At 70.8% G+C, this 24292-nt stretch carries 21 protein-coding genes; 6 read left to right on the top strand and 15 right to left on the bottom strand.

Annotated elements, in window-relative coordinates; all coding sequences use genetic code 11:
- Nucleotides 1–27 precede the first annotated feature (27 nt).
- The 4 genes from AB0B61_RS35035 to AB0B61_RS35020 form a co-directional block, all read right to left on the bottom strand.
- A complete protein-coding gene (locus AB0B61_RS35035; protein WP_358441251.1) occupies nucleotides 28–3120 on the bottom strand; it encodes a hypothetical protein in 3093 nt (1030 codons plus the stop codon).
- A 125-nt stretch (nucleotides 3121–3245) separates the two neighbouring features.
- On the bottom strand, nucleotides 3246–4022 hold the full coding sequence (locus AB0B61_RS35030; protein WP_358441248.1) for an ABC transporter permease: 777 nt from the start codon (nucleotides 4020–4022) through the stop codon (nucleotides 3246–3248).
- The gene (locus AB0B61_RS35025; RefSeq protein WP_358441246.1) at nucleotides 4019–5554 is read right to left on the bottom strand and encodes an ABC transporter permease subunit; all 1536 of its coding nucleotides are present in this window, start codon (nucleotides 5552–5554) and stop codon (nucleotides 4019–4021) included. Before AB0B61_RS35025 ends, AB0B61_RS35030 begins: the two co-directional genes overlap by 4 nt.
- Complete coding sequence (locus AB0B61_RS35020) at nucleotides 5551–6480, bottom strand: ATP-binding cassette domain-containing protein (RefSeq protein WP_358441243.1); 930 nt, start codon at nucleotides 6478–6480, stop codon at nucleotides 5551–5553. The genes AB0B61_RS35025 and AB0B61_RS35020 overlap by 4 nt, the downstream gene beginning before the upstream one ends.
- Before the next feature lie 86 nt (nucleotides 6481–6566).
- Between AB0B61_RS35020 and AB0B61_RS35015 the strand changes: the two genes are divergently transcribed.
- A complete protein-coding gene (locus AB0B61_RS35015; protein ID WP_358441240.1) occupies nucleotides 6567–7736 on the top strand; it encodes an ATP-binding protein in 1170 nt (389 codons plus the stop codon).
- A 141-nt stretch (nucleotides 7737–7877) separates the two neighbouring features.
- Here the strand turns inward: AB0B61_RS35015 and AB0B61_RS35010 are convergent, their stop codons facing one another.
- On the bottom strand, nucleotides 7878–8993 hold the full coding sequence (locus tag AB0B61_RS35010; protein ID WP_358441238.1) for a virginiamycin B lyase: 1116 nt from the start codon (nucleotides 8991–8993) through the stop codon (nucleotides 7878–7880).
- Between the two features lie 828 nt (nucleotides 8994–9821).
- Here AB0B61_RS35010 and AB0B61_RS35005 point away from each other — a divergent pair.
- Both AB0B61_RS35005 and AB0B61_RS35000 read left to right on the top strand, forming a co-directional pair.
- Nucleotides 9822–10352 carry a hypothetical protein gene (locus tag AB0B61_RS35005; RefSeq protein ID WP_358441502.1) on the top strand — a complete coding sequence of 177 codons (531 nt, stop codon included), beginning with the start codon at nucleotides 9822–9824 and terminating at the stop codon, nucleotides 10350–10352.
- Between the two features lie 5 nt (nucleotides 10353–10357).
- Nucleotides 10358–11401 carry a hypothetical protein gene (locus AB0B61_RS35000; protein ID WP_358441235.1) on the top strand — a complete coding sequence of 348 codons (1044 nt, stop codon included), beginning with the start codon at nucleotides 10358–10360 and terminating at the stop codon, nucleotides 11399–11401.
- Between the two features lie 44 nt (nucleotides 11402–11445).
- Here the strand turns inward: AB0B61_RS35000 and AB0B61_RS34995 are convergent, their stop codons facing one another.
- From AB0B61_RS34995 to AB0B61_RS34980, 4 genes are all read right to left on the bottom strand, one after another.
- Nucleotides 11446–12021, bottom strand: a complete 576-nt coding sequence (locus AB0B61_RS34995) for a hypothetical protein (protein WP_358441234.1) — start codon at nucleotides 12019–12021, stop codon at nucleotides 11446–11448.
- Nucleotides 12022–12283: 262 nt separating this feature from the next.
- Nucleotides 12284–12931, bottom strand: a complete 648-nt coding sequence (locus tag AB0B61_RS34990; protein WP_358441231.1) for a TetR/AcrR family transcriptional regulator — start codon at nucleotides 12929–12931, stop codon at nucleotides 12284–12286.
- Between the two features lie 22 nt (nucleotides 12932–12953).
- A complete protein-coding gene (locus AB0B61_RS34985) occupies nucleotides 12954–14294 on the bottom strand; it encodes an MFS transporter (protein ID WP_358441228.1) in 1341 nt (446 codons plus the stop codon).
- A gap of 32 nt (nucleotides 14295–14326) precedes the next feature.
- Nucleotides 14327–15397: a MerR family transcriptional regulator gene (locus AB0B61_RS34980; protein WP_358441225.1), complete on the bottom strand. Its 1071-nt coding sequence runs from the start codon at nucleotides 15395–15397 to the stop codon at nucleotides 14327–14329.
- A gap of 271 nt (nucleotides 15398–15668) precedes the next feature.
- Between AB0B61_RS34980 and AB0B61_RS34975 the strand changes: the two genes are divergently transcribed.
- Both AB0B61_RS34975 and AB0B61_RS34970 read left to right on the top strand, forming a co-directional pair.
- Nucleotides 15669–16127, top strand: coding sequence for a hypothetical protein (locus tag AB0B61_RS34975; RefSeq protein ID WP_358441222.1), 459 nt, complete (start codon nucleotides 15669–15671; stop codon nucleotides 16125–16127).
- Between the two features lie 55 nt (nucleotides 16128–16182).
- Nucleotides 16183–16590, top strand: coding sequence for a nuclear transport factor 2 family protein (locus AB0B61_RS34970; RefSeq protein ID WP_358441219.1), 408 nt, complete (start codon nucleotides 16183–16185; stop codon nucleotides 16588–16590).
- A gap of 170 nt (nucleotides 16591–16760) precedes the next feature.
- Here AB0B61_RS34970 and AB0B61_RS34965 read toward each other — a convergent pair whose 3' ends face one another.
- On the bottom strand, nucleotides 16761–17708 hold the full coding sequence (locus tag AB0B61_RS34965) for an alpha/beta hydrolase (RefSeq protein ID WP_358441217.1): 948 nt from the start codon (nucleotides 17706–17708) through the stop codon (nucleotides 16761–16763).
- Nucleotides 17709–17921: 213 nt separating this feature from the next.
- Here AB0B61_RS34965 and AB0B61_RS34960 point away from each other — a divergent pair, with 213 nt between their 5' ends.
- Nucleotides 17922–20075: a BTAD domain-containing putative transcriptional regulator gene (locus AB0B61_RS34960; protein ID WP_358441215.1), complete on the top strand. Its 2154-nt coding sequence runs from the start codon at nucleotides 17922–17924 to the stop codon at nucleotides 20073–20075.
- 61 nt (nucleotides 20076–20136) lie between these two features.
- Here AB0B61_RS34960 and AB0B61_RS34955 read toward each other — a convergent pair whose 3' ends face one another.
- From AB0B61_RS34955 to AB0B61_RS34935, 5 genes are read right to left on the bottom strand one after another with little or no spacing between them, the layout of a single operon-like run.
- Nucleotides 20137–21297: a sigma-70 family RNA polymerase sigma factor gene (locus tag AB0B61_RS34955; RefSeq protein ID WP_358441212.1), complete on the bottom strand. Its 1161-nt coding sequence runs from the start codon at nucleotides 21295–21297 to the stop codon at nucleotides 20137–20139.
- A gap of 3 nt (nucleotides 21298–21300) precedes the next feature.
- On the bottom strand, nucleotides 21301–21639 hold the full coding sequence (locus AB0B61_RS34950; RefSeq protein WP_358441209.1) for a YciI family protein: 339 nt from the start codon (nucleotides 21637–21639) through the stop codon (nucleotides 21301–21303).
- Nucleotides 21596–21874 (bottom strand): dihydrofolate reductase family protein, encoded by a 279-nt coding sequence (locus tag AB0B61_RS34945; RefSeq protein WP_358441207.1) that lies wholly within the window; start codon nucleotides 21872–21874, stop codon nucleotides 21596–21598. Before AB0B61_RS34945 ends, AB0B61_RS34950 begins: the two co-directional genes overlap by 44 nt.
- A complete protein-coding gene (locus AB0B61_RS34940) occupies nucleotides 21855–23339 on the bottom strand; it encodes an isoprenylcysteine carboxylmethyltransferase family protein (RefSeq protein ID WP_358441204.1) in 1485 nt (494 codons plus the stop codon). Before AB0B61_RS34940 ends, AB0B61_RS34945 begins: the two co-directional genes overlap by 20 nt.
- The gene (locus tag AB0B61_RS34935; protein WP_358441201.1) at nucleotides 23336–24220 is read right to left on the bottom strand and encodes a hypothetical protein; all 885 of its coding nucleotides are present in this window, start codon (nucleotides 24218–24220) and stop codon (nucleotides 23336–23338) included. The genes AB0B61_RS34940 and AB0B61_RS34935 overlap by 4 nt, the downstream gene beginning before the upstream one ends.
- Nucleotides 24221–24292: the final 72 nt, after the last annotated feature.

The following is a 24292-nucleotide window of genomic DNA, read 5'->3' as shown; positions in this document are numbered from 1 at the left end:
ACAGGCCGCCGGTCCATGAGGGGTCGCTCAGACCTCCACCCACTCGCCGTCGGCGTCCTGCTCCCAGCGGGGCAGCCGGTCGTCGTCACGCAGCTTCACCAGCGACGTGGGCACGCGCACGATCCACGGGTCCCCCTGCGGCACCTCCGTGCCGGGCCGGTCCAGCCGCTCGGCGATCTCGTCGGCGATGGGCAGGTACAGGGGGTTGGAGATGGTCGGCAGCGGGCCGCCGTTCCAGATCTCGCCGAAGGTGAGGAAGTGGTCGATCGCGCCCTCGAAGCCCGGCCGGGCGGGCACCGAGACCCGGCAGAACCCGGCCCGGAGGAAGTCGGCGAACGCCGGGTCCGGGTCGTCGAAGCCGAGCCGCTCCTCCCACTGGTGCTTGCGCCCCCAGAAGTAGGGGTACGTCACGAACGTCACGTGCTCCCACTCGAAGGCCTGCTCGAAGAAGCGCACGTACGGGCCCTCACCGGCGGCCTCGAACACGTTGATCTCCGGCAGCCCGTTGGCCGGGGAGATCTCGACGGAGTCGAACAGGTCGTAGTGCTGGTCGGTCAGGATGCTGACGCAGTTCTTCTTCAGCTCCGTCTGCATGAGGGCGAGGTTGGCGGCCGGGTTGCGGCCCTGGATGTCCACCCCGGCCCGTAACTGCAGCGCCGCCAGCTTCTCCTCGTAGTCGGCCACCGCCGCCTTGTGCGCCGTCTCCAGCTTGGCGTGCGTCTCCAGCCGCCACTTGTCCATCGCCCGGTCCGTACGCTGGACCTTGACCTCCACGGCCACCGCGACCTGCGCGACGTGGAAGGTGTCGATGGCCACGGCCACCGTGTCGCGCTCGTCGTCCAGCGTCGTGGTCCACAGCCGGTCGCCGCCGGGCATCCGCTGCGTACGCCGCCCGACCACGACCTCCACCGTGTTGTCGTTCTCCCAGATGTTGCGCACCACGCCCACCGAGGCGTAGACGGCCCGATAGCCCTCGTCGATGCTGATCTGGGCCGAGTGGTTGTAGTTGGTGTCGCTGTCGCCACCACCGGCCTTGAAGTCCAGGGACTTCGTCTTGAACATCTCGGGCGGCGGCTGGACGTCGGTCGCGCCGGTCTGCTTGACCCAGAAAGCGAAGTTGATCTCGTTGATCTGCGCCGGGTTGAGGGGGAAGTCCGGGGGCTTGATCAGGTTCCGGGCGGCGGCGTTGGTCTGCTGCATGGAAGCGATGAGGAAGGCGGCCGGCTCGGGCACCATGAAGTCGAACATCGCCCGCAGCCCGTAGTTGAACAGCTGGGCCTGGTACACCTTGTTGACCCACTGGTAGACGCCCGAGATGTTCTCGTTGCCGTGGGTGTTGTCGAGCTCGTGGGTGTTCTTCTCGATCGTCTCGGTCGTGGTCGTCAGCTGGGTCCGGGTGAGCACCCGTTCGGCGATCTTGCGGGATGTCCGCTCGGTGACGTCCTGCGAGAACCGGGCGGCCGACTTGGTGGCCTCCTGCTTGCTGCGCGCGAAGGAGCCCTCGGCGCTGGCGGCGAACTCCACGACCGGGCCGTACCTGCCCGAGACGTTCAGCCCGGCCTTCAGCGCGACGTCCTCCTTGACCGTCTGCTCGGTCTCCCGGGTCATCTCGAACCGGTCGGTGGTCTGCAGGTCGCGGTCCTCGCTGGTGTTGGTCTCCTGCTCGTTGATCGTGATCAGCTCGGTGGTGTCGCGGCGGCTGTGGTCGCGTAGCTTGCGCTCGCCGCGCAGCACGCTCTCGATGTGCGCGACGTCGGCCGACTCGTATCCGGTCAGCTGCTGCTTGACCACCAGCAGGTCGGCGATGCCGGCCGGGGCGACCTCGCCCTTGGTGTGCGGGACGCGCCCGTCCAGCGGAAGCGTCGGCAGGGGTACGGAGCCGCCGGTCCCGAGCGTTCCCCAGCCGGTCGTCACGGGCGTCTGCACCGTCACGAGGGCGTCGCCGACGCGCAGGAGCGACTGGCGCACCGGGTGTCCGGCCACCGCCTCCAGCCGGGCCGCCGTCGCCGCCAGGTCGGTCTCCAGCCGGTGGGTGAGCCGGTCGAGCGGCACCGCGGTCAGGTCGAGGCCGCGGTCGGTGAGCAGCGTACGGGTGGCCGCGGACAGCTGCTCGTTGGCCGTCGGCAGCAGGACGAAGCCGACCTCGGTCAGCGGCGTCGGCTGGAAGTCCGTACGGCCACGCAGCACCGGAGCGGCCGTCTGCAGCAGCGCCTGGGCCACCGGCGCGTTGATCTCATCGGTGGTCTCGGCGGCCTGGGGGGTCGCGTCGGGTTCCTCCGCACCTGCGATGGGGATGACCGAGGTCGGGGCGACCCGCTCGCGCAGGTTGCCGTGGAAGGCGCTCAGGGCGGTGGCCACGTTCGTCAGCCGCAGCTGCTCCGGCGGTTGCACCGACTCGCTGCCCGACTGGGAGGTCACGTGGAAGTGCTCGGAGTTCAGCCGGCCCAGCTCCTCCAGCCCGGTGCGCAGGCTCGCGTGCCGGGTCAGCAGTCCGTCGATCTCCTCCTGGCGCGCGGCCACCGCCGCCGCGTGCTGCTGCCGCCGCGCCTGCTCCGCCTCGCGGGTCGACAGCCTGGAGGTCAGGCCGAGGTCGAAGGGCAGGCGGAGCGAACGCCGCAGCCACCGCCGCAGCTCGTCCAGGTCCTTGGGGAACTTGTCGTCGGCCACGTGGCGCCTGATCACCTCGGCGGTACGCAACTGCCGGGCGAGCTGCTCGATGGGCCGGGAGTGCTCCTCCTGGAGCACCTTGATCGCCACCAGGCTGTCCCGCAGCCTCCTGACCGCGTTCTTGAAGTCCGCCAGCTCGATCACGTCGTCCGGGTCCATCCCGAACACGTCGATGATGGCCTCGCGCACCATCTCCGGTGAGGCGCTCCCGTCGACGGTCTCCATCTCGTCCAGCCGGTCGGCCAGCTCGTCGAGCTCGGCGCCCAGCGGGGTGTCCGCCGGGTCGCCGATGAACTCCGGTCCCGCCACGAACGCCGTGGCGGCCTCCTCTATGGCAGTACGCCGCTGGGGTGCCTCGACGGCCTCCCGCAGCGACTGCTGAAACGGCGTGTCCTGGCTCAGCGGGATGCTGGGATTATCCGGATCCTGCGCCACGGCCGGCCGTGTGAGCATCAATCGAAAGAGATTCTCCATGGGGTTTTTCCTCCGCCCCGTCATGAAACGTGCCGCCTCCTTGCGGCACCTCTCTGTGCTCTTTGGGGCGTTCCACCACGTTCCACACGGCGGGCCGGTGTCGCTCAGGCGTCGCGCAGCCGTAATGACAGCCCGCCGCCCAGGAGCGCCACGGCGGCCCAGAGAGCCAGGACGCCGAGTCCCGCCCATGGGCTGAGGGGCAGGGTGGACAGATGGGTGGTGGCCTGGATGGCGAGCCCGGCGTTCATCGGGGAGAACTGCCAGAGGAGTTTCTGCCAATCCGGGTCGGCGATCATGAAGGGCAGGATCGAGAGGACGTAGAGCAGGCCGAGCACGACCCCGATGGCCGTGGCCGAGTCCCGTACGGCGGCGGCGATGCCGAGGCTGAGCAGGGCGATCAGCGCGAGGTACAGGACCGAGCCGAACGCCGCGCGCAACATCGGCCCCTCGAGCAGGGACAGCATCGGGGTGCCGGGACCGCGGGTGAAGCCGTTCTCGAGCAGGATGCGCCGCCCGACCAGCATGGACGCGAGCACCGCGACGGTCCCCGCGGCCAGCGTCAGCCCGGTGACGACGGCCGCCTTGGCGGCCAGCACGGTGGCCCGGCGCGGCATCGCCGCCAGGGTGGTGCGGATCATGCCGGTGCTGTACTCGCCGCTGATCGCCAGCACGGCCAGGATGGCGGCCATCGCCTGGCCTACCTGGACCCCGAACAGGCTGATCTTGGCGGGATCGTAGGCGCAGCCCGCCGACGTACAGGACACGGCGGCGGCCGCCACGACGCTCACGGCGACGGTCAGCGCGACGAGCCCGAGCAGCAGCCAGCCGGTGCCGGCCACGGTACGGAGTTTCGTCCACTCCGCCAGCAGATGTCGTCTCATGCGTCCCTCCGACGGAGCTGGAAGACGGCCAGGCCGAGCGTGAGCGCGGCGTATCCGCAGAGCACGGCGAGGCCGGCCCAGGGTGCCAGCGGGTAGTAGCCGCCCGACGGGGTGTAGTTGCCGAGCACGTGCGCGTACGCCGGAATGCTCTGCTGGATCGCGAAGCCGGCGGCCGGGGTGAGCCGCATCAGCCACTGCGCCGCGCCCGCGGGCAGGACCGAGGCGGTCGCCAGGATGTAGGGGACGACGATCAGCACGATGGCGGTGATGACCGCCGCGACACTGCGCCGGAACAACGTGCCCACGGCCAGGGCGAGGACGGCGGCGGCGCCGAGCAGCACCGCCGTACCGACGATGACGCGCGGTTCGGTGAACGGCGCCACCGGCAGGACGTAGTTGCCGTTGGCGACCAGGATCGCCTTGCCGAGCGTGACCGCCGCCGTGGCCGCGACCAGTCCGATGACGAAGGTCACCGCGCCGATGGCGAGGGCCTTGGCCACGAGCGTCCGGCCGCGCCGCGGGCCGGCGAGCAGGGTGGTGCGGATCAGGCCGCGCCGGTATTCGGTGGTGATGAACATGACCGCCACCACGATCACCACGATCAGCCCGGCCAGCACTCCGGTGAGGGTGTTCTCGATCTGCTGGCCGTCCGAGAGCGGCGCGATGTCGCCGACGCCGGTAACCGTGTACGTGTCGCCGGACTCCTTGAAGCCGCCCGGATGGTGGGGCGACCCGTCGGGGTTCAGGGTGACGCCCACGTCGTCGGGGCGCCACGCGCCATCGGCGGCCGAGCCTCGCAAGCTGACCTGGTCGAACACGGCGGTCGCCGCGGCGAAGCGGGAGGCCGCGCTGGACCCGCCGAAGTCGCCCGGCGTCACCGTCAGGTCCCCCGGGGAGGCGGCGAAGAGCCCGATCTGTACCGCGTCCGGCAATCCGGCCAGGTGCGCGGTGCCGACTTGGCTCCACTGCCTGCCGTCGGTGGACTCGTAGCCGGTGAGGTCCGCGCCGGAGCGGGTCAGCCGCAGCCAGCGCGGGGACCGCTGGGAGACGCCGCCGGGCCGACCGGCCACGTCCTGGGTGAAGTCGTGCTGCATCCGCACCCCGTGCGCACCGGTGACCATCACCGCCGCGTACGTGGAGCCCTGCTTCATGCTCTCCTTGATCATGACTCCGGCCTTCGCCCAGGGCACGACGCCGGAGGCGACGCGCCGGGATCCCGGGGTGCTGTCGGGCAGGCGCTTCTGGCCGGTCATCGAGGTCACGCGGACGGTGATGCTGCCGTCTCCGTTCAGCGGCCGGTGGACGAAGTAGAACTTGTCCTCCACCGCCTCACCGCCCGGACCCACCGGCACGGCGGGACAGGCGCCGTCGCACGACGTGTGGCTGCCCGAGGCGGACAGCAGCCCCAGCAGCACGGTGATCAGTGCCGCGCCCGCCATGGCGAGCACCCAGCCGCGGACCGTCCGGAATTTGGTCCATTCGGCGCGCAGCAGCCGCGCGAAGCCGGAGCGGCGGGTGGTGGTGGTGTTCATCGCGCCGCCTCCTGCCCGGCCGCGCGGAACTCGACGGCGTCGCGGGTCAGCTCCATGTACGCCTCCTCCAGCGTCGCGCGGTGCGCCGACACCTCCGAGAACGGCACCGCGGACCGGTTGAGTACCGCCACGACGTGCTCGCCCTCCAGTCCGGTAACCGTGAGGGTGTCGCGGCCGGTGGCGGCCACGACGGCGCCCGCGTGCGCCAGCGCCGCCATCGCCTGCGACGGCGCCGTGGTACGCAGCGCGACCCGGCCGGTGGAGGCGGCGGCGATCAGGCCGGCCACGCTGGTGTCGGCGACGACCCGGCCGCGGCCCACCACCACGAGATGGTCGGCGGTGTCCTCGAGCTCGCTCATCAGGTGGCTGGAGACCAGCACGGCCCGGCCCTGCGCGGCCAGTCCCCGCAGGAAGCCGCGCATCCACACGATGCCCTCGGGGTCGAGGCCGTTGGACGGCTCGTCGAGCAGGAGCACGGGCGGGTCGCCGAGCAGCGCGGCGGCGATGCCGAGCCGCTGGCGCATGCCCAGGGAGAAGCCGCCCGCCCGGCGCCCGGCCGCCGACCCGAGCCCCACCCGCTCGATCACCTCATCGACCCGCCGGGCGCCCAACCCCTGGGAGTGGGCCAGCCACAGCAGGTGGTTACGTCCGGTGCGGCTGGGTTGCAGCGCGGCGGCGTCCAGCAGCGCGCCGACGTGACGCAGCGGGTCGCGCAGACCCGGGTACGGCCGCCCGCCCACCAGCGCGGTGCCCTCGTCGGCCGCGTCCAGGCCGAGGATCACCCGCATCGTGGTGGACTTACCCGCTCCGTTGGGGCCGACGAAGCCCGTGACCTGCCCCGGCTCCACGGTGAAGGACATCCCGTCCAACGCCATGGTCTGGCCGAACCGCTTACACAGCCCGGCGACCTCGATGGTTGCTCGCATGGGTTCGGTTCTACGCACCAGGCCATAACGTGGGCCGAACGGAGGCTGTCACGTCGTTGTTAGGTCCCGGACGGCATCCTGGAGGCATGAGAAAGCTGCGGGATCGCACCGTACGGCTGCGCTTCACCGCCTTGTACGGCGTCCTGTTCCTCCTGTCCGGTGTCGGGCTGCTGGCCATCACCAACCTGGTGAGCCTTGGCACGCGGGTCACCTCCCCCATGGAGACACCGCCAGCCGAGCAGCTCACGCCCGGCGCCGCACAGGAGCTCATCGCCCGCCTCCAGAGTCAGCTGTCGCAGATCCAGGCGCTCCAAACACGCCAGCTCCTCATCGGCTCGGCGGTCGCGCTGGCCGTCATGGCCGTGGTGTCGCTCGTCCTGGGCCGGGTGGTCGCGGGCCGGGTGCTGCGCCCGTTGCGGACGATCACCGCGGCCACCCGGCGGATCTCCGCCGACAACCTGCACGAGCGGCTGGCGGTGCCGGGCCCGGCCGACGAGGTGAAGGACCTCGCCGACACCATCGACGACCTGCTGGAACGCTTGGAGGGCTCCTTCGCCGCGCAGCGCAGGTTCGTCGCCAACGCCTCCCACGAGCTGCGCACCCCGCTGGCGACCATGCGCGCGTCGCTGGACGTGGCCCTGGCCAAGCCGGAACCCGTACCCGCGCGGACGGCCGCCCTGGCCGACCGGCTCCGCACCGAGCTCGACCGGGTCGACCGGCTGCTGGAAGGCTTCCTCGTGCTCGCCCGCACCCAGCACGGCGCCCTGGCCGACCAGACGGAAGTCTCACTCGGCCGTACGGTGTCCGCGGCCCTGACCGCCCGAGCCGCCGACATCAGCGCCAAGAACCTCACCGTCCACGACGGCGACGTGCACGGCAACGCGTGGACACGGGGCAGCCGGACGCTCCTGTCCCGCCTGGCCGAGAACGTGATCGACAACGCGATCACGCACAACCACGACGGCGGCTGGATCCGCCTGTCCGCCACGGCCGACGGCGCGGCCGCGCTGCTCGTCGTGGAGACGGGTGGGCCGGTTCTCGATCAGGAGCAGGTGGCGCGGCTGGCCCAGCCGTTCGAGCGGCTCGGCACCGACCGGACCGGCTCGGGCGACGGTGCCGGGCTCGGCCTGTCGATCGTCGCGGCCATCGCCGCCGCGCACGGCGGCGGCCTGGAGCTGCGGGCGCGGCCCGACGGCGGCCTGCGGGTCACCGTCTCGCTGCCGTCGACGTCCGCGCGGGCGGCGGCCCTGGCGTGAGGGTGCTGGTGGGTGAGGCGGAGATCCCGGCGTGCGGCGCAAGAGCCCACACCGGCCCGGCCGCGGCGCGGCGGGCCGCTTCCTGGATCTGTTTCCTGGATCCGAGGAGGGGCCCGCCTGCCCATAGGCCGGGAGGTTCGGTCAGGGGGTCACGATGGCCAGCTGCGAGATGTTGTCCTCGGTGACCCAGAGATTGTCGTCGGGCCCGGCGGCGATGTCGATCGGTCCGGAGGAGGTGGTCGGCAGCTCGTATTCGTTGATCGTCCCGGAAGTGGTGCTACTGGCGACCTGGTTGACCTCTTGCTCGGTGAACCACAGGTTGTTGTCCGACCCGACGGTGATGCCCCACGGGAAGCTGTTGGGGTCGGAGAGCGTGTACTCGGTGAAGGTGCCCGTGGTGGTGGTCTTGCCGACCTTGCCGGTGGCGTCGGTGTACCACAGGTTGCCGTCCGGCCCCGTGGTGATTCCGATGGGCATCGCACTGGAGGACGGTGCGGCGAACTCGGTGATCGTGCCGCCGGTGGTGATCTGCCCGACGCTGCCGATGAGCGGTTCGGTGAACCAGAGGTTGTCGTCCGGACCCGCGGTGATGCCCATCGGGTAGGTTTCGCCGGACGGCAGCTCATACTCGGTGATCGTCCCGGAGGTGGTGATCCGGCCGATCTTGTTGCCGATCGTCTCGACGAACCACAGGGCGCCGTCCGACCCCGCGGTTATGGCCCACGGGTAGGCGTCGCTGGTCGGCAGCTCATACTCGGTGATCGTCCCGGAGGTGGTGATCCGGCCGATCTTGTTGCCGATCGCCTCGGTGAACCACACCGCGCCGTCCGGGCCGGTGGTGATGTGCGCCGGCTCGGCGTCCTCGGTGGGAAGGGAGTACTCGGTGAACAGCCCCCCCGGCGTCACTTTCCCGATCTTGTCGGCGTAGTTCTCGGTGAACCACACATTGCCGTCCGGGCCGGCCGTGATCCCGACGGGGGTGGCGGGGTAGGTCGGTATCGACACCTCACTGATCGACGGCGTCCGCCTGGCTTCCGCTGCGAGCCGGGCAGCCCTAGGGTTGCGGGGTGCGGGCGGGAAGTGGCACTTGATCCGCCGATGCTGCGGCATCTGCCTGAGCTTGAGGCAGAGCTTCACCCAGGGGCGGGGCGGGTGGGGCGGGCGGGGCGGGGAGTCCGACGCGGATACGGCCATGGGCGCGCTTGCCGCCATGGCCAGGGCCATGACCACGAGCGGGTACCCCAGGCGTCGAGTCAAGTGAGACATGACATCCCTTCCAGAAGACGAAAAAGGACCGCGAGCCGGGCGCCATTCGGTGAATCGAGGCTCGCGGTGGCGGGCCGCCGTCAGGGGATCCGCGGCATCGGCGCAAATACCCGTGGGCCGAGCCGGACAATGGCGTTCGATGTCCGCTTCGGCGTTCTCAATATCTCCCGCGGTCGTGGCTCGCCTTCGGCCATCCGCGTTCGTGGCTGGTCACGGAAGTGCCAACTCATCGGCAGCCACCACTGCGGGCCGTCGAGCCGTGTCTGCAGGCTGGCCCTTCAGGCACGCGCGCCGTGTCGGCAGGCGCGCCGTTCAGGCAGGCTCGCGCAACGGGGTTACTCGCACGGCTCGTCCGCATTCCCGCGTCCTCACAGGTGACCTATCGACCATGCGCGTGAAGCATGTCGCGCTCATGTCCTGCGACTGTTGGGCGACGCGCAGCAAACCGATGGTTTCGTAGATCACTTGCCGCTGGTTCGTTCCCCCGCCAGATCCGTGGGCGGCCATTCCCCCATAAAGACAACGACAAGGGCCCTCGGATACGGAGGCGTCCAACGTCGTTCTGGACCAGAGCGAAATGGCAAATCGGCATAATCACCGTTATTCCTCACACATGACTCCCCGCGGTGAATCGCCAATTTCTGATAGTCGTCATCTGATCACCAAAAGTGTCCCAGGGGCCCTCTGGAATGGTTTCCACAATCTGATCACTGAGGAGAATGTGCTGAGAACGGCCCAGAGAGGGCGGGAAATGCTATGAAGGAGACAGTAGTGTTCAAAAGCCGCTTGGGCGTTCCCCTGATAGGCATCGCCGGCATGATGGCGGGCGTGGCTGTGGCCCCGCCCGCACAGGCCGGCACCTGTGCCGCGTCCACCACCTGTTCAACCACGGTGACCTTCACCGTGGCCGCCGAGGGCGGGCTGCAGATCACCGTACCCGACACGGCGAGCCTCGGTAGCGGCAACTCGGGCGGCCAGATCAGCGCGCAGCTCGGCCCGGTCACGGTGTCCGACCAGCGCGCCGCGCTCACCGCCACCTGGGTGGCGTCCGTGGTCGCCGCGGCGGGGGCCTTCACCACGGGCGGCGGCACCGCCGCCGAGACCGTTCCCACCACGGCCGTCCTGTACTGGTCCGGCCCGGCGACCGCCACCACAGGGACCGGCACCTTCGTTCCCGGTCAGGTGAACGCCGCAGCCGCGCAGTCGCTGGACGCCTCACGCACCGCCTTCAGCAAGACGACCGGCTCCGGCGACAACTCCGCCACCTGGAACCCGACCATCGTGGTCAACGTCCCCGCCCAAGCGGTGGCGGGCGTCTACACCGGTACGGTGAACCACTCCGTCGCCTAGCCCACATGCCCACTTCACTGTTGCCCCGGCTCGTCTCCGTGACGCTGCTCGCGTACGCGATGCTCAGCGCACCGGCGATCGCGGACTCGAGCCGGGGCGCGGCGCGCCCCTCCGGCGAGGACAGCATCGGCATCCGGTTGCTGGAGATCCCCGCCAACCGGATGGACGACCCCCGCGCGCACGCCTTCATCGTCGACCACGTCAATCCCGGCACCACGTTCACCCGGCGCTTCGAGGTGTACAACATCTCGGACAAGCCCCAGCACGTGCAGCTGTACACCGCAGGTGCCGGTATCAGCCACGGCCGCTTCACCTTCGAGCCCGAGCGCACGTCGAACGAACTGAGCTCCTGGATCAAGCTCAACCAGGCCGCCACCGACCTGCCGCCACATGGCCGGACGTCGGTGAAGGCCACCGTCGGCATTCCCGCATGGGCCCCCAAAGGCGAGCGATACGCCGTCATCTGGGCACAGATCTCCTCGCCCGGCGCGGGGCGGGAGAAGGGCATCACCCTCGTCAACCGCGTAGGGCTCCGCGCCTACCTCGACGTCGGTCCGGGCGGTGAACCGCCCTCGGACTTCAAGATCGCCAAGATCCTGCCCCAGCGGACCGAGGATGGGCAGCCGAAGATCGTGGCCACCATCGCCAACACCGGCGAACGCGCCATCGACCTCGAAGGGCAGCTGTCGCTCACGGACGGGCCGAGCTCTCTGAGCGCGGGCCCCTTCCCGATCGATCGGGGCACGACCCTGGCCCCCGGCCAGCAGGGGGATGTCTCCGTACATCTGGGAGAGGATCTTCCCGACGGGCCGTGGAAGTTCAGCCTCACGCTCAGGAGCGGCCGGATCGACAAGACGGAGACCGGAACGCTCACCTTTCCGCGCAAGGCGGGATCGTGGGGTCTGGCCGCCGTGTCGGACGCCCCGCTGGCGCTGATCCTCGTCCTCCCCGGGCTCGCGGCCCTCGCCGCCGGGACAATCCTGATCATCGCCTTCAGGCGTTCTCGCGCACGCCGTAAGAGCGCCACCGGAGCTGATTCCAGCCGCTGAGCGGCGATCGGCTCCGCTGCGGCCGTGGGCGTCTGGTCATCGGCTCAGGCGACCGAGTGGCTGATGGTGCCGGTGTAGGTACCGGCCACCGCCTGGGCGGGGACGTCGATCACGATGGTCGGGTTCCAGCTGGCGGAGTTGTCGCCGGCGCCGTTGATCTTACTGAAGGCCGTGTACACCTCGTTGAGCACCTCCGCGTCGCCGGCGGTGGGCTGGCCGGGTACGAAGGTCCCGGCACCGGTGGTGGCCGTCGCGGGCCCCGACCAGTAGCTGAGCGCGCTCAGCGGCACGGTCTCGGCGCTCGTGCCGCCGCCGGTCGTGAGGGGAGTGCCGTACACGTTCGCCGTCCAGGTGGCGTTCAGCGCGGCCCGCTGGTCCATGACCGTGACGACGTGGAGCTGCCCGCTGACCTGGCTGCCGGGCTGACCGCTGCCGAGGCTGACCGGCCCGTCGGGCACGCTGATCTCCAGGCCCTCGCCCTCGTTGACGGTGAACGTCACCGTCGTGGAGCAGGTGGTCGACGCTGGGCACGTGTCCGCCTGGACGGATGCCGCCCATGCCAGCGCCGTGGTGACCATCGCAGCGGCCGTACCCGCCCGTAGCGCATTAAATCGGCTCATTCCCATGGCCGACCCCCCATCGAATTCGCTCCGCCCCCAGGGCGCCAACATGTCGATCACCTCCTTCTCTGCACGAAACGTCCGGAAACGCGTCCTACGCGCAACTGGTTACACCTTTGTCATGATCTATTGGCGCTTGGTGGTTACGCTCTACTTACTCGATAAACAGAATCCGGCAGCCTGCCCTCCACCCGCGAAATGTCGCTATTAGCACGTCCTTAGCGATATGCCTCTTATCGACATGTCTTTATAGTTATGCCTTTTATCGGCGCTCGGATGCAGACCCTAGAGAACGGTCGCCGGGCCGCTCTGGGCAGCCGTCGCCCGGCAGGCAGTCCAGCCAAGCGACCAGGCGGGCGCCTTGCCGCGTCATGACGTCGGGCTCGCGCAGGGCGTTGGCCAGCAGCGACATGCCCTGATAGGCACCCACCAAGGTCAGGGCGAGCCCGTCGGGATCAGGCAGCCCGAGGTCGCGGAACTGCCGTTCGACCCAGTCCAGCAGCAGCCGGATGGCCTTGCCCGCCTCCACGTCCAGGCCACCCTCGTCCCGTTTGTCCAGCTCGACGGCCAGCGTTCCGGTCGGGCAGCCGTAGCGGGCCGCGAGCTCGCGCTGGCTGACCCACGCCTCCACCAGGCCCTTGAGCCGCTCCAGCGGGCCGCCGAGGCTCTCCAGGTGTTCGGTGAGCATCCCCAGCTGCCGGACGTGCTCGCCGAGCGCGGCCGAGACCAGCTCGTCCTTGGTCTTGAAGTAGTAGTACACGTTGCCCACGGGCACGTCGGCGGCGCGGGCGATGTCGGCGATGGTGGTACGTTCCGCGCCCTGCTGGTGCACGACCCGGGCGGCGGCGATCATCAGCCGCTGCCGCTTCGCGGTCGCCGTCTTCGCCCGGGAGTCTTTCGAGTCAGTCACCTAACTAACTATATGCGCCCGGTCAACCGCCTGGCGAGACGGTGACCTGTCCTGTCCTTGGGGCGGCGTAGTGCCACAGCCGAGGCGCCGCCCGTACGATCAGGGCGACGGCTGTCACGGTGAGCAGCCCGCCGACGCAGATCGTCACCCGCGGGCCGAACGCCGCCGCGCCGGTCCCGTGCAGCAGATTGGCCAGCTGCGGGCCACCGATGAGGACGACGGTGAGAGATCCCTGGATCCGGCCGCGCATGGCGTCGTCGGTGTACGCCTGGGAGATGGCGTTGCGGAAGGTGCTGAGCACGAAGTTCACCGCACCGCCGAGCAGGAGGGCGGTCAGCGCGAGCCAGAGCCGCGGCGCCAACCCGAGGACGACGACGGTTCCTCCCCAGGCAGCGGCGGCCGATGCCATCAGGGCACCGTGACGGCGGGCGCGCGTGAACGTCCCCGACATCAGCCCGGCCACGAAGACACCGGCCGGATAGGCGGCGTACAGCAGACCCAGCTCCACGCCTCCTCCCACGGGCCCGCCGTAGGTGCGCTGCGCCAGTTCCGGAAGAAGTGCCACCGGCATCCCGAAGACCATCGCGGCGAGGTCCACCGCCAGCACGGCCACGAGCACCCGGCTGCCGAGCAGGTAGCGGAACCCGGCGAACGTCTGCCCGAGAATCGACGGCCGCCGCACTGTCGAGGCTTTTGAGCTGCTGTAGGACTTGGAGGCGCCGTACGGCCCGCCCCGCGACGCCGAGCGGGCCGGGTCGGGCAGGATCGGCGGCAACTTGACGACCGCGTATATGACGGCCGCCAACGAGACGGCGTCGAACAAGTACAGCGTGCCGAGCCCCACCACCGGAATCAGCACACCGGCCAGGAGCGGCCCCACGACCGATCCGGTGTACCGGGCCAGCGAACTGAGACTGTTGGCCGCCGTCAGCAGCTCGGCGGGCACCAGACGGGGCACCGCGGCGCCCATCGTCGCCATGATCGCCCCGAAGGCCAGCCCTTGGCACCCCGCCAGCACCAGGAGGACGGCGACGGAGCGACTGCCCAGGCCCGCCTGAGCCCACAAGGCCAGGTAGGTCAGCGCGAGTCCGCAGTGGGCGGCCAGCAGCAGCAACCGCCGGTCAACGAGGTCGGCGAGGGTTCCGGCCCCCAGCGAAGCGACGACCAGAGCAACGAACGACACCGCGGCCGCACCGCCGACGGCCGCGGACGAGCCGGTCAACGTGAACAGCTGCGTAGGCACCGTGATCACGCTGAACGAGCCACCGACCGCGCAAACGGCCGAGGCGACCCAAAGCCGCCGAAAGGCGGGGATCGCCAGGGGCCGCCGGTCGAGCGTGTACGCGCCGAAGGAACGGACCACCGACCCGCTATGGGAGCGAGGGGCCACGCCGGTCACAGCATCACCACATCGGCCACCACGCAGGCGACGTTGTCCGGCGCCCCAGCGGCGTACGCCAGCCCGACCAGCTCGTCGAGGACCTGCTCCGGCCCCTCCGTACTGCTCAATACGCCGTACAGGGACTCTGCCGGAACGACCGTGGACAGACCATCGGAGCACAACAGATAACGGTCGCCGGCGACGGCCGTACGCAGCGAAAGGTCCGGCTGAGCCCCTCCCTTGCCCATGAGCGCACGGGCCAGCAGCGAACGTTGCGGGTGTGAGGCGGCCTCCTCCGGGCTGAGACGGCCCTCGTCGACCAGCGCCTGCACATAGGTGTGATCGTGGGTGATCTGGAAGATCTCACCGTCACGCAGCAGATACGCCCGCGTGTCACCGATGTGCACCAGCGCCAGCTGGGAGCCCGACCACAGCATCGCGGTCAGCGTCGTGATCGCCTCACCGGACGATGTCGACTCGGCGATGCCCTGAAGGACCCGATCGGCATGGGTCACCGCATCAGCCAGCGCGCCGAGAAGCTCGCCGGCGGGTACGGCCGCCAGCTCCAGCGGCTTGAGGGCCTCGATCGCCGCCGCGCTCGCCAGGTTCCCGCCCGGCCCGGCTCCGTCGGCCACCGCCAGGAGCCGGGTGCCGGCGTACACGGAGTCATCATTGCTCGTACGAACCAGCCCCGACTCCGACCGGGCCGCATAACGGATCCCGATCATCGCTTCCGCGTCCTCCACGGCGCTGCCCCTTCCCGACAGGTAGTCGACGAGGAAGGTGGCCAGCTGCTCACGTACGGCGGTGGCGGCCATGACCTGCGCCCAATAGCCGGCGACCTGCTCGGCCGCCGCCTCCGGCTCCAGATCGCACACCTGACGGATGCCGGCCAAGGGCATCCCCAGCCGCCGCAACCAGACGATCAACCGGGCCCGCTCCAACTGCGCCGGATCGTAGAACCGGTACCCCGATTCCCCGTCCACCGCGGCCGGCCGGAGCAGCCCGAGCTCGTCGTACAGCCGTAACGCCTTCGGCGACAACCGCGCCACCCGCGCGAACGCCCCGATCGTCAGCAGCCCCATACCCGCCCTCCTCGCGCCGGCCAGAGCGACCGGCACCACGATGCTGCGCCTTCACCCAAGGGGAAGGTCCACTTCTGCCGCCGATCTTCTTCCCCGCCGACCTGATGCGCTACTGGCACCGGCCCGATGGCCGGTCCTGCCGAGGTGTCGCGCGACTAGCGGTGCGATCATGCGGGCCGCAGTCGCCATGCAAGCGCCACCTGATCAACTACCGGCATCGGAACGGACAGGGCCGGCCCGCCGGGGTCCGCCTTCAGCGTGAGGAAGAGCGATGGCATCGACCGTCTTCGGGACACTCGCCGTAATCGCGGTGGTCGTGGGTGTGGTGCTGTTCCTCCGGCTGAGGCGCAAGCCGCAGACCCGGGTCGGGGCGTACGTCAGCGCCATGTTCCTGTTCCTGGGCGCGGGGGTGCTCGCCATGGGCTCCATCTCGATCGCGAGTCTGGAAGCCGCCGCGCTGCGGACCTTCACACCGGCGGAGCGCGCGGCGGCGGTGCCGTGCGACGCGGCGGTCCTGGGGGCCGAGGAGACGTCCAACAAGCTCAACGGACGCTACGTCTGGATGTTGCGGCTCCGCGTGACCCCTCGGTCCGGCAGCCCGTACGAGATCGAGCGCACGGCCCGGCTCACCTCGTCCATGGGGGAACGCTTGGAGCGCGGCGACGCCGTGCTCTCCTGCCTCGTGGCCCCCACCGACCACACCCGGATCGAGATCTCCGCCCTGGACTGAGCGCATCCGTCGTACGGCCGAGTGGCATTTCTACTGGCCACAAGGGGTGTAACGGGTGAACAGCGCAAGGGATCCCGAAGCCGAGATCCGGGCTCGGCTCCAGGAGCATTGGGCGGCCTCCGAACGCGGCGACGTCGACGCCGAGCATTCGATCTACGCCGCGGACGCGATCCTGGACTACCCGCAGTCGGGCGAGCGCTTCAGAGGCCGGGCGAGGATCCAGGCGCAACGCGGCGGGCACCCGGCCGAACGCCACTTCACCATCCGCCGGATCCTGGGCGGCGGCGACGTTTGGGTGAGTGAGTGCGTGATCACCTATGACGGCGTGCCCACACACTCGCTCAGCGTCATGGAGATCACCGATGGTCTCGTGACGCACGAGACCCAATACTTCGCCGACCCCTTCCCCGCGCCGCCCAACCGGGCCGCGCTGGCTGAGCCGATCCCCGTCCGCGACCAATAGGACATGCACGTCGGCCTCTCCGGCCGCCCACGTGCGCGGCGAAGTGCTGCGGAAGAGACACCCCTCCAGATGCCCGGCAAACGTACGTGGGCGCTCCTCGCCGTCCGGGCCGAGTGGAGGTCGCCGCCACCGGTGCGGGTGCCTTCGGTGGCTCCGCTCTGGCTGGTCGTTCAGCGGGTGAGCAGGGCTCGGAGGGCCTTGGCGATGTCGGCAGGTGCTTCTTCGGCCATGAAGTGACCGCAGGTGACGGTTTCATGCCGCAGGTCAGGCGCCCAGGCACGCCACAGGGCGGCCGCGTCGAAGCCGAGGGCGGCGCCCCAGTCCTGCTGGAGGACCGTAACCGGCATACGCAGCCGGTTGCCGGCGTCCCGGTCGGCTTGGTCGTGGACGACGTCGATGCCGGCCGAGGCGCGGTAGTCCGCGACGATCGAGGGCACCGCGGCGCGGCAGGCGTCCAGGTAGGCGGTGCGGACATCCGCGGGGATCGCCTGCGGATCGTTGGTCCAGATGTCGAGGAAGTGGCCGAAGAAGGCGTCCGAGCTCGCGGCGATCATCTGCTCGGGCAGACCCGGCGGCTGGGCCATCAGGTAGAGGTGGAAGCCGACGGCGGCGCTGGTGCCGCGCATCACCTGCCACATGTCCAGGGTCGGCAGTACGTCCAGGACGGCCAGGTGGGTGATCGTCTCAGGATGATCGAGTGCGGCGCGGAAGGCGACCAGGGCGCCACGGTCATGCCCGGCCAGCGCGAATCGCTCATGACCCAAGGCGCGGGCCAGGGCGACGATGTCGGCGGCCATGGTGCGCTTGGCGTACACGGCGTGGTCGGTCTCGGTGGGACCGGTCTCGGTGGGACTGGTCCGGTCGGTTCCGGTGTGGTCGGTCCCGGCGTGGTCGGTTTCGGTGGGCTTGTCGCTGGCGCCGTAACCGCGTAGGTCGGGGCAGATCATGGTGTGGTCGGCCGCGAGGTCGGCGGCGACGTGCCGCCACATCAGGTGGGTCTGCGGGAAGCCGTGCAGCAGCACGATGGGCGTGCCCGAGCCCGCGATGGCCACGTTCAGGGACACGCCGTCGGCGACAGGCACGCGCTGATAGTCGAAGCCGGCGATGGCAGGCGTCATGGTTCGGTCCTTTCCGATGAGGTGCCTCCAGCCTGCCGGGCGTGGATGAGCATCGGATGAGCGCGCTATAGCGTGAGGAGGCCCGGGGGGACGATGACGCGGAAGAGTGGGGTAGTGGCGCGGAAGACGTTCGGAGTGCCGGGACCGGTGTCACGGAGGATGGTCGAGGCTCCGGGATCGGTGGCGCGGAAGACGTTCGGGGTGTCGGGACCGGTGGTACAAAGGTTGTTCGGGGTGCTGGGGCCGGTGGCGGCCTGGGACGAGGCCGGGGGCGCGGTCGCTTTGAAGGGGCCGCGGCACCGCGCGGTGCTGGCCCGGCTGATCGTCGCCCGCCGCCGCGTCGTCCCGGTCTCCCGCCTGGTCGAGGACCTGTGGATCGATCCCCCTCCAGGCGCGGTGGGCGCCGTACGCACCTTCGTGGCCGCTCTGCGTCGCGCGCTCGAGCCCGAGCGCCCACCCCGCGCCGCGGCCCGGTTGCTGGTCACCGAGGGGCCGGGGTACGCGCTGCGCGCGGAGCCGGACGCGGTGGACGCCTGGCGTTTCGAGCAGGCGGTGGCCGCGACGCTGCCGCCCGAGGGTGTGCTCACGCGGTTGGAGGAGGCGCTGGGATGGTGGCGCGGGCCCGCCTACGCCGAGTTCGCGGACGAGGACTGGGCCCGGGCGGAACGCTCCCGCCTGGCGGAACTACGGCTACAGGCGGTGGAACGTCGGGCCGAGGCGCGCCTGGCCCTGGGCCTCGCGGCCGAGGCTGTGCCGGATCTGGACGCGCACGTGGCCGAGCATCCCTGGCGCGAGGACGCGTGGCGGCTGCTGGCGCTGGCGCTGTACCGGACCGGCCGCCAGGGCGACGCGCTCGCGGTGCTGCGCCGGGCGCGTACGCTCCTGGTCGAGCAGCTGGGAGTGGATCCAGGCCCGGGACTGCGCCGCCTGGAGACGGACATCCTCCACCAAGCCGCCCACCTCGACACGACCGAGGCCACGGGGCGGGTGCGGGCAGAGACGACCCAGCCCACAAGCCCGGTGCAGGCACAGACGACCCAGGCCACGGGCCGGGTGTGGGCGGAGACGGCGGCCGCCTATGACCGTACTGTGGCGTCCGGTGCGCGAGCGCGGCTGGAGTCGACGGTGGGTCTGCTGCGCAATCTGGCGGTGACCGGGGGTGGCGGTCTGGAGGAGGCCCGCCGCTACCGTGGGGCGGCCGTCGCGGCGGCGGAGGAACTGGGCGACGCGGAGCTGACCGCTCGCGTGATCGGCACGTACGACGTACCGGCGATCTGGACCCGCTCGGACGACCCGGCGCAGGCGGCACAGATCGTGGCGGCAGCCGAACGCACCCTCACCGCTCTCCCACCCGGTACACACCAGGCGGCGCGGGCGCGGCTCCTGGCCACGATCGCCCTGGAGTCGCGCGGCACCCGTGGGACACGCGGACCGCAGGCCGCCCGGCAGGCCGAGGAGATCGCCCGCAGCCTGGACGATCCCGCGCTGCTGGCGTTCACCCTCAACGGGGTGTTCATGCAGACCTTCCACCGGGCGGGGCTCGCGCCGCGCCGCGACGAGATCGGCGCCGAGCTTGTCGCCCTGTCCGCCCGGCACGGGCTGGTCACCTTCGAGGTGCTCGGGCACCTCATCCGCCTCCAAGCCCGTAGCGCGCTCGCGGACTTCCCCGGCGCCGACGGGCACGCGAGCGCCGCCGAGCTGCTGGCCCGGCGGCATGAATTGCCGCTGGTGGGGGTGTTCGTCCAGTGGTACCGGGCGCTGCGACTCGCCGCGACCGGGCAGCCATTCGCCGCGGCCGGACCAGCATCAGCGGCGGAGGCTGCGGCCTCCGCACATGCCTTCTCGCCGGAGGCGACCCCCGGACACGGATCCCCGTCGCAGGCCGCCTCCGCGCAAGCGTCCTTGGTGGAGGTGGCTTATCGGGACGCCGCCGCGCGGCTGGACGGCGCTGGCATGCCCGGACTGCGGACCGGCATACTGCCGCTCGCGCTGCTGTGCCTGCGCCAGCAGTACGCACGACCCGGTGAGCGTCGGCCGCCGGACCTGGCCGACGAGCACACCGACTGGGGACCCTACGAGCCATGGGCGCGCCCCTGGGTGCTGCTGGCCCAAAATCGCCGCCACGCGGCCGCGGCTGCGCTGCGTCTGGTCCCGGACCCGCCCCGCGACCTGCTGTATGAGGCCCTGTGGTGCCTGACCGCGCGGGCGGCCATCGCCGTCGGTGACCGGGAGACGATGGAACGCGCCCACACCGAGCTCATTCCGGCGGCGGCGGAGCTGGCCGGGGCGGGCAGCGGGCTGCTCACCCTGGGCCCGGTCGCCACGCACCTCGACGACCTCACCACCGCCCTCCGCCGTCGACCCTGACCTCGCTCCGCACACGATAGACGCGCAAGCAACCGACCACCGCTCAAGACCGCGCGGCCAGTCACAGCTCGGCGAGGCGACGGCTGAGGAAGCGGCGCTCGGCCTCCGTGGTGGCGAGGTCGAGTGCTCCGAGGTACGCCGCCCGCGCCGCCACCGTGTCCCCGAGACGCCGCAGGAGTTCGGCCCGGGTGGAGTGGAAGTAGCGGTAGTCGTCGAGGTGGAGCGCGTCGACGATCGCCAGAGCCGCCCGCGGCCCTTCGACCTCGGCGATCGCCACGGCCCGGTTGAGCTCGACGACCGCCGAGCCCGTCAGTTGCCGCAGGCGGTCATAGAGCGCGGCGACGGCCCGCCAGTCGATGCGCTCCTCGGTCTGCAGGTCGGCGATGGCGGCCTGCACCGTGTAAGCGCCGGAAGCGCCCGACCTGACGGCGCGGTCGAGCAGTGCCCGCCCTTCCTCGAGCTGGGCGGTGTTCCACAGGCTGCGGTCCTGGTCGTGGAGCAGGATCGTCTCGCCGTCGCGCACACGGGCCGCGCGACGCGAGTCGTGCAGCAGCATCAGGGCCAGGAGCGCCGCCGCCTCGGGCTCGTCGGGCATGAGGTCGAGGAGGGTCCGGCCCAGCCGGATCGCCTCCGCCGCGAGGTCGGCCCGGCCGTCGCCGTACCCCTGGTTGAAGACCAGGTAGAGCACCGCGAGGACCGCGCTCAGGCGGGCGGGCAGCAGGTGCTCGCGCGGAATCGCGAAGGGGATCGCCGCCGCCCGGATCTTGTTGCGCGCGCGGGAGAGCCGGCGCTTCATCGTCTCGTCGTTCACCAGGAACGCGCGGGCGATCTCCGGAGTCGACAGGCCGCCCAGCGCGCGCAGCGTGAGCGCGACCTGGGCCTCGGTCGCCAGGGCGGGGTGGCAGCACATGAAGAAGAGTTCGAGGCGCTCGTCGGGGATCGACGTCTCCTCCATCGTGACCTCCTCAGGCATGGGGCGGTCCAGCAGCCGGGTCTTCTCCGCCCGGGTACGGTCACGGCGAAGGCGGTCGATCGCCCGGTTGCGGCCGGTCACCACGAGCCAGGCCCCCGGGTTGTCCGGGAGCCCGTCGCGGGCCCAGCGCTCGGCGGCGATGACGAACGCCTCCTGCGCGGCTTCCTCGGCGAGGTCGACGTCGCCGAGGAAGCTCACCAGGGCCGCGAACACGCGTGCCCACTGGTCGCGGAAGACCTCCTCGAGCACGGCCTACCGCTCCGCCAGCGGCCGTACTTCGACCGAGCCGCCGAGGCGGGCGGCCGGGATCCGGGCGGCGAGCTCCAGCGCGGAGTCGAGGTCGTTCGCCTCGACGATGTAGAAGCCGCCGAAGATCTCCTTGGTGTCGGCGAACGGCCCGTCGGTCAGCAGCGGCTCGCCGTTCTGGACGCGGACGGTGGTCGCGGTGTCGGCCGGTTGCAGCCGCTCGCCTCCGAGCATGCGCTCGTCCTTCATGAGCGTGATGTACTCGGCGCTGATGGCGGCACGCTGGTCCTCGCTGAGGCCGTCATACGCCCCGGGGCGCTCGTTGATCAGCAGGGCGTATCTCACCGGCTGATCTCCTTTCGCTGATCTCCTTTCGCTGATCTCCGTTCGCGGACGTGCGGTCGTAGACGAGACGGACGGCTTGGCCGACCTTCTCGGCGGCCGCGAGGTCCAAACCGAGGGGCTGGTCGAACAGGCGTCGGCCCGCGCCGAGCACCGCCGGGAAGACCAGCAGCCGGTATTGATCGATCAGGTCGTGGGTCCGCAGCGCATCGACGATGCTAGCGCTGCCGGCGACCACGACATCCTGGCTCTGCCGGCGCTTGGCCACCTCGTCGGTCAGGTCCCCCCGCAGCAGGGTGGAGTTGCGCCACCCGTCGACGCGGTCCGGCGAGCGTGAGGCGACGAGTTTGGGGATGGCGTTCATCTTCTGGGAGAACTCGTCCTCCCTGGGTGCCCCAGATGCGCGAGAACAGCTGCCAGGTGACCCGGCCCAGCAGCATGACTCGAATACCGGCGTCAGGTCCCTGCCGGTCCGGTGGCTCGGGCCGGGCGGGGCCGGCGCCGAAGGCGTCCGCGCACAATTGGGCGAACCACCCCACCCCCGGCAGCAGGAGCACCCAGCCGAGCAGCGCCCAGCCCAGGTGGAGGTGCTGGGCCGCGTGGGCGAAGGCCGCCACTCCCTGGGCGCGCAGCCCGTCGGCGCGTTCATAGGTCATCCGGCGCAGGCCCCGCGGATGCCGCTCCGCAGGCTGGATCCGCAGCGAGACGGGCCGGCGACGGACGAACCAACGGCCGACCGCGTCACACCGCTCGCAGGTCGCGGCCACGTGGAGGTCGGCGGGTGGCAGGCCGGGGTAGGGGCGGATGCGGGGTAGCCAGGCGCGTACCTGGTCACGGTAGTCCGTCCACTCCTGGCCGTACCGCGACAGGAGCTGGGTCCCCTCGTGCCAGGCGGCCAGCCCCGCGCCGTAGGCGACGCAGCTCGCCGCGGCGGCGGCGAACCGGAGGTCGAGCACCGCGAGCAACAGGTAGGCGCCCGCCATCGAGGACTGCATGGGATTGCGCAGGTAGGCGTACGGCCCGCTGGTGACGAGGCGTTTGGGCGGATCGTAGGGCACCGGCGTCCCTCCCCCGGCGACGGCGAACTCGCGGACGGCGGCCAGCCCGAACAGCAGCGGCACGACCAGGACTTGTCCCAGCAGCCCGATCACCCACTCGGGCTGCCGCCAGACGCCGGTCAGCGCGATGGGTACGCCGAGCATGAGCCCGCCCACGAGGCCCACCTGGAGCGACACGCGCCAGGTGAGCCGACGATCGGCGGCGGTCCAGCGGGCCAGCAGCAGGCCGGGCAGGAGGCAGAGCGCGATCGCGACGGCCTCCCCGTACAGCCACCCTTGCCCCAGGACCACGACGGGCTCGGCCAGCGGCATCACCCCCAGATCCAGCCAGGCGAACCCCGCCAGGACCAGCGGCAACGGGTACGTCCGCGCCACGCACGCGGGTAGCGCCCCCCACAGCAACACCCAGCCCAGCAAAAGGTCGACGGGGACGCCCGCCACCACGGCGCCCTCGGCGGCGAAGCGCCACCAGCCCGCGTACGCGGCGACAGCGTTCACGAGCGCGAGGGCGACCAGGTTCCAGGCCGTAGCCAGGATGATCGCGGCGAGGTCCCGCTCCCCCGGCCGCCGTACGGCCGCCGCGATCCAGACGGCGGCCATCGGCACGAAGAGCGCGACGCCCCGGATGAGCGTGGGATCGCTCATCCGGCGAACGTCTTGACCAGGTAACCGGCCGCCTCGGACACCGCGTAGCTCTGCAGCGGGCCGAAGTACCAGCCCGGATCGAAGGTACGGCGGTAGGCCAAGGCCACCGTCAGACGGCCGCTGCGCCAGTCGAACGTCGCCCGGCGCAGGTCCAGCCAGCGGGCGACCGTGGTGTCCTCGACCACGGCGAACACCACCCGTCCCGGCATCCGTTCGCTCACCCGCAGGGTCATGGACCGGGGTTCCAAGGGGGCGCCGATGCCCAGCGAACGGCGTGGCGTGAAGATGATCTTCCGCGTGTCGCCGACGGCCAGCCCGGTGCCTTCGGCCCGTAACGGCCGGGGGAAGCCGAGCGACAGGAACCGCGACTCCACGGGCCCGAACCGGGGTTCGGCGGCCAGCGCCCGCTCGACATTCGCCGCCGCCATCGCCCCGGTGACGCTCACCTCGTTGTCCCGGGGCAGCGAGACCGCCGTGCCCTCCAGCGTGGCGGCGACGAGAAGCGGCGCGAGGAGAAGGTTCATCCGGCCCTTGCCCCGGTGCCGCCGGACTTCGTCGACGAGCAATCCGACGAGCAGGCCGACCAGGTAGAACAGCGGCGCGGCCATGACCAGGCAGACGATCCCCTCCCCGAGCAGCGGACCGGCCAGGGCCAGGGCCACGGTGATGGACGCCATGATCATGCCGATGGTGCTGCGCGGCCGGGCGGTGAGGGCGACGGTGACGGCGATCACCGCCGGGATGCCGACGTAGAACAGCGCCGTCTGCTCCAAGTGCCCCTCGTGCAGGACTCGGTCGAGCAACATCGCCGCGAACAGCGCGACCAGCACCCCGGCCAGCGTCCACCGCGCCTTCCGCTGCGGCTGACGTTCAGGCTCCACAGGCACCCCCTTAACCAGTAGATTTAATCAAACGATTAAACTGTACGATGAGGACGCGGGATTCTGTCAAGC

The organism is Nonomuraea sp. NPDC049158, from assembly GCF_040648335.1.
Lineage (GTDB): Bacteria > Actinomycetota > Actinomycetes > Streptosporangiales > Streptosporangiaceae > Nonomuraea.
Note: the sequence above shows the minus strand (reverse complement) of the source record. Positions and strands in the feature narration are given on the sequence as shown.

Coding starts and splice junctions, on each gene's coding strand:
- AB0B61_RS35035 (WP_358441251.1), bottom strand. CDS start 3,120: ATGCTCACACGGCCGGCCGTGGCGCAGGATCCGGATAATCCCAGCATC.
- AB0B61_RS35030 (WP_358441248.1), bottom strand. CDS start 4,022: ATGAGACGACATCTGCTGGCGGAGTGGACGAAACTCCGTACCGTGGCC.
- AB0B61_RS35025 (WP_358441246.1), bottom strand. CDS start 5,554: ATGAACACCACCACCACCCGCCGCTCCGGCTTCGCGCGGCTGCTGCGC.
- AB0B61_RS35020 (WP_358441243.1), bottom strand. CDS start 6,480: ATGCGAGCAACCATCGAGGTCGCCGGGCTGTGTAAGCGGTTCGGCCAG.
- AB0B61_RS35015 (WP_358441240.1), top strand. CDS start 6,567: ATGAGAAAGCTGCGGGATCGCACCGTACGGCTGCGCTTCACCGCCTTG.
- AB0B61_RS35005 (WP_358441502.1), top strand. CDS start 9,822: ATGGCGGGCGTGGCTGTGGCCCCGCCCGCACAGGCCGGCACCTGTGCC.
- AB0B61_RS35000 (WP_358441235.1), top strand. CDS start 10,358: ATGCCCACTTCACTGTTGCCCCGGCTCGTCTCCGTGACGCTGCTCGCG.
- AB0B61_RS34995 (WP_358441234.1), bottom strand. CDS start 12,021: ATGAGCCGATTTAATGCGCTACGGGCGGGTACGGCCGCTGCGATGGTC.
- AB0B61_RS34980 (WP_358441225.1), bottom strand. CDS start 15,397: ATGGGGCTGCTGACGATCGGGGCGTTCGCGCGGGTGGCGCGGTTGTCG.
- AB0B61_RS34975 (WP_358441222.1), top strand. CDS start 15,669: ATGGCATCGACCGTCTTCGGGACACTCGCCGTAATCGCGGTGGTCGTG.
- AB0B61_RS34965 (WP_358441217.1), bottom strand. CDS start 17,708: ATGACGCCTGCCATCGCCGGCTTCGACTATCAGCGCGTGCCTGTCGCC.
- AB0B61_RS34940 (WP_358441204.1), bottom strand. CDS start 23,339: ATGAGCGATCCCACGCTCATCCGGGGCGTCGCGCTCTTCGTGCCGATG.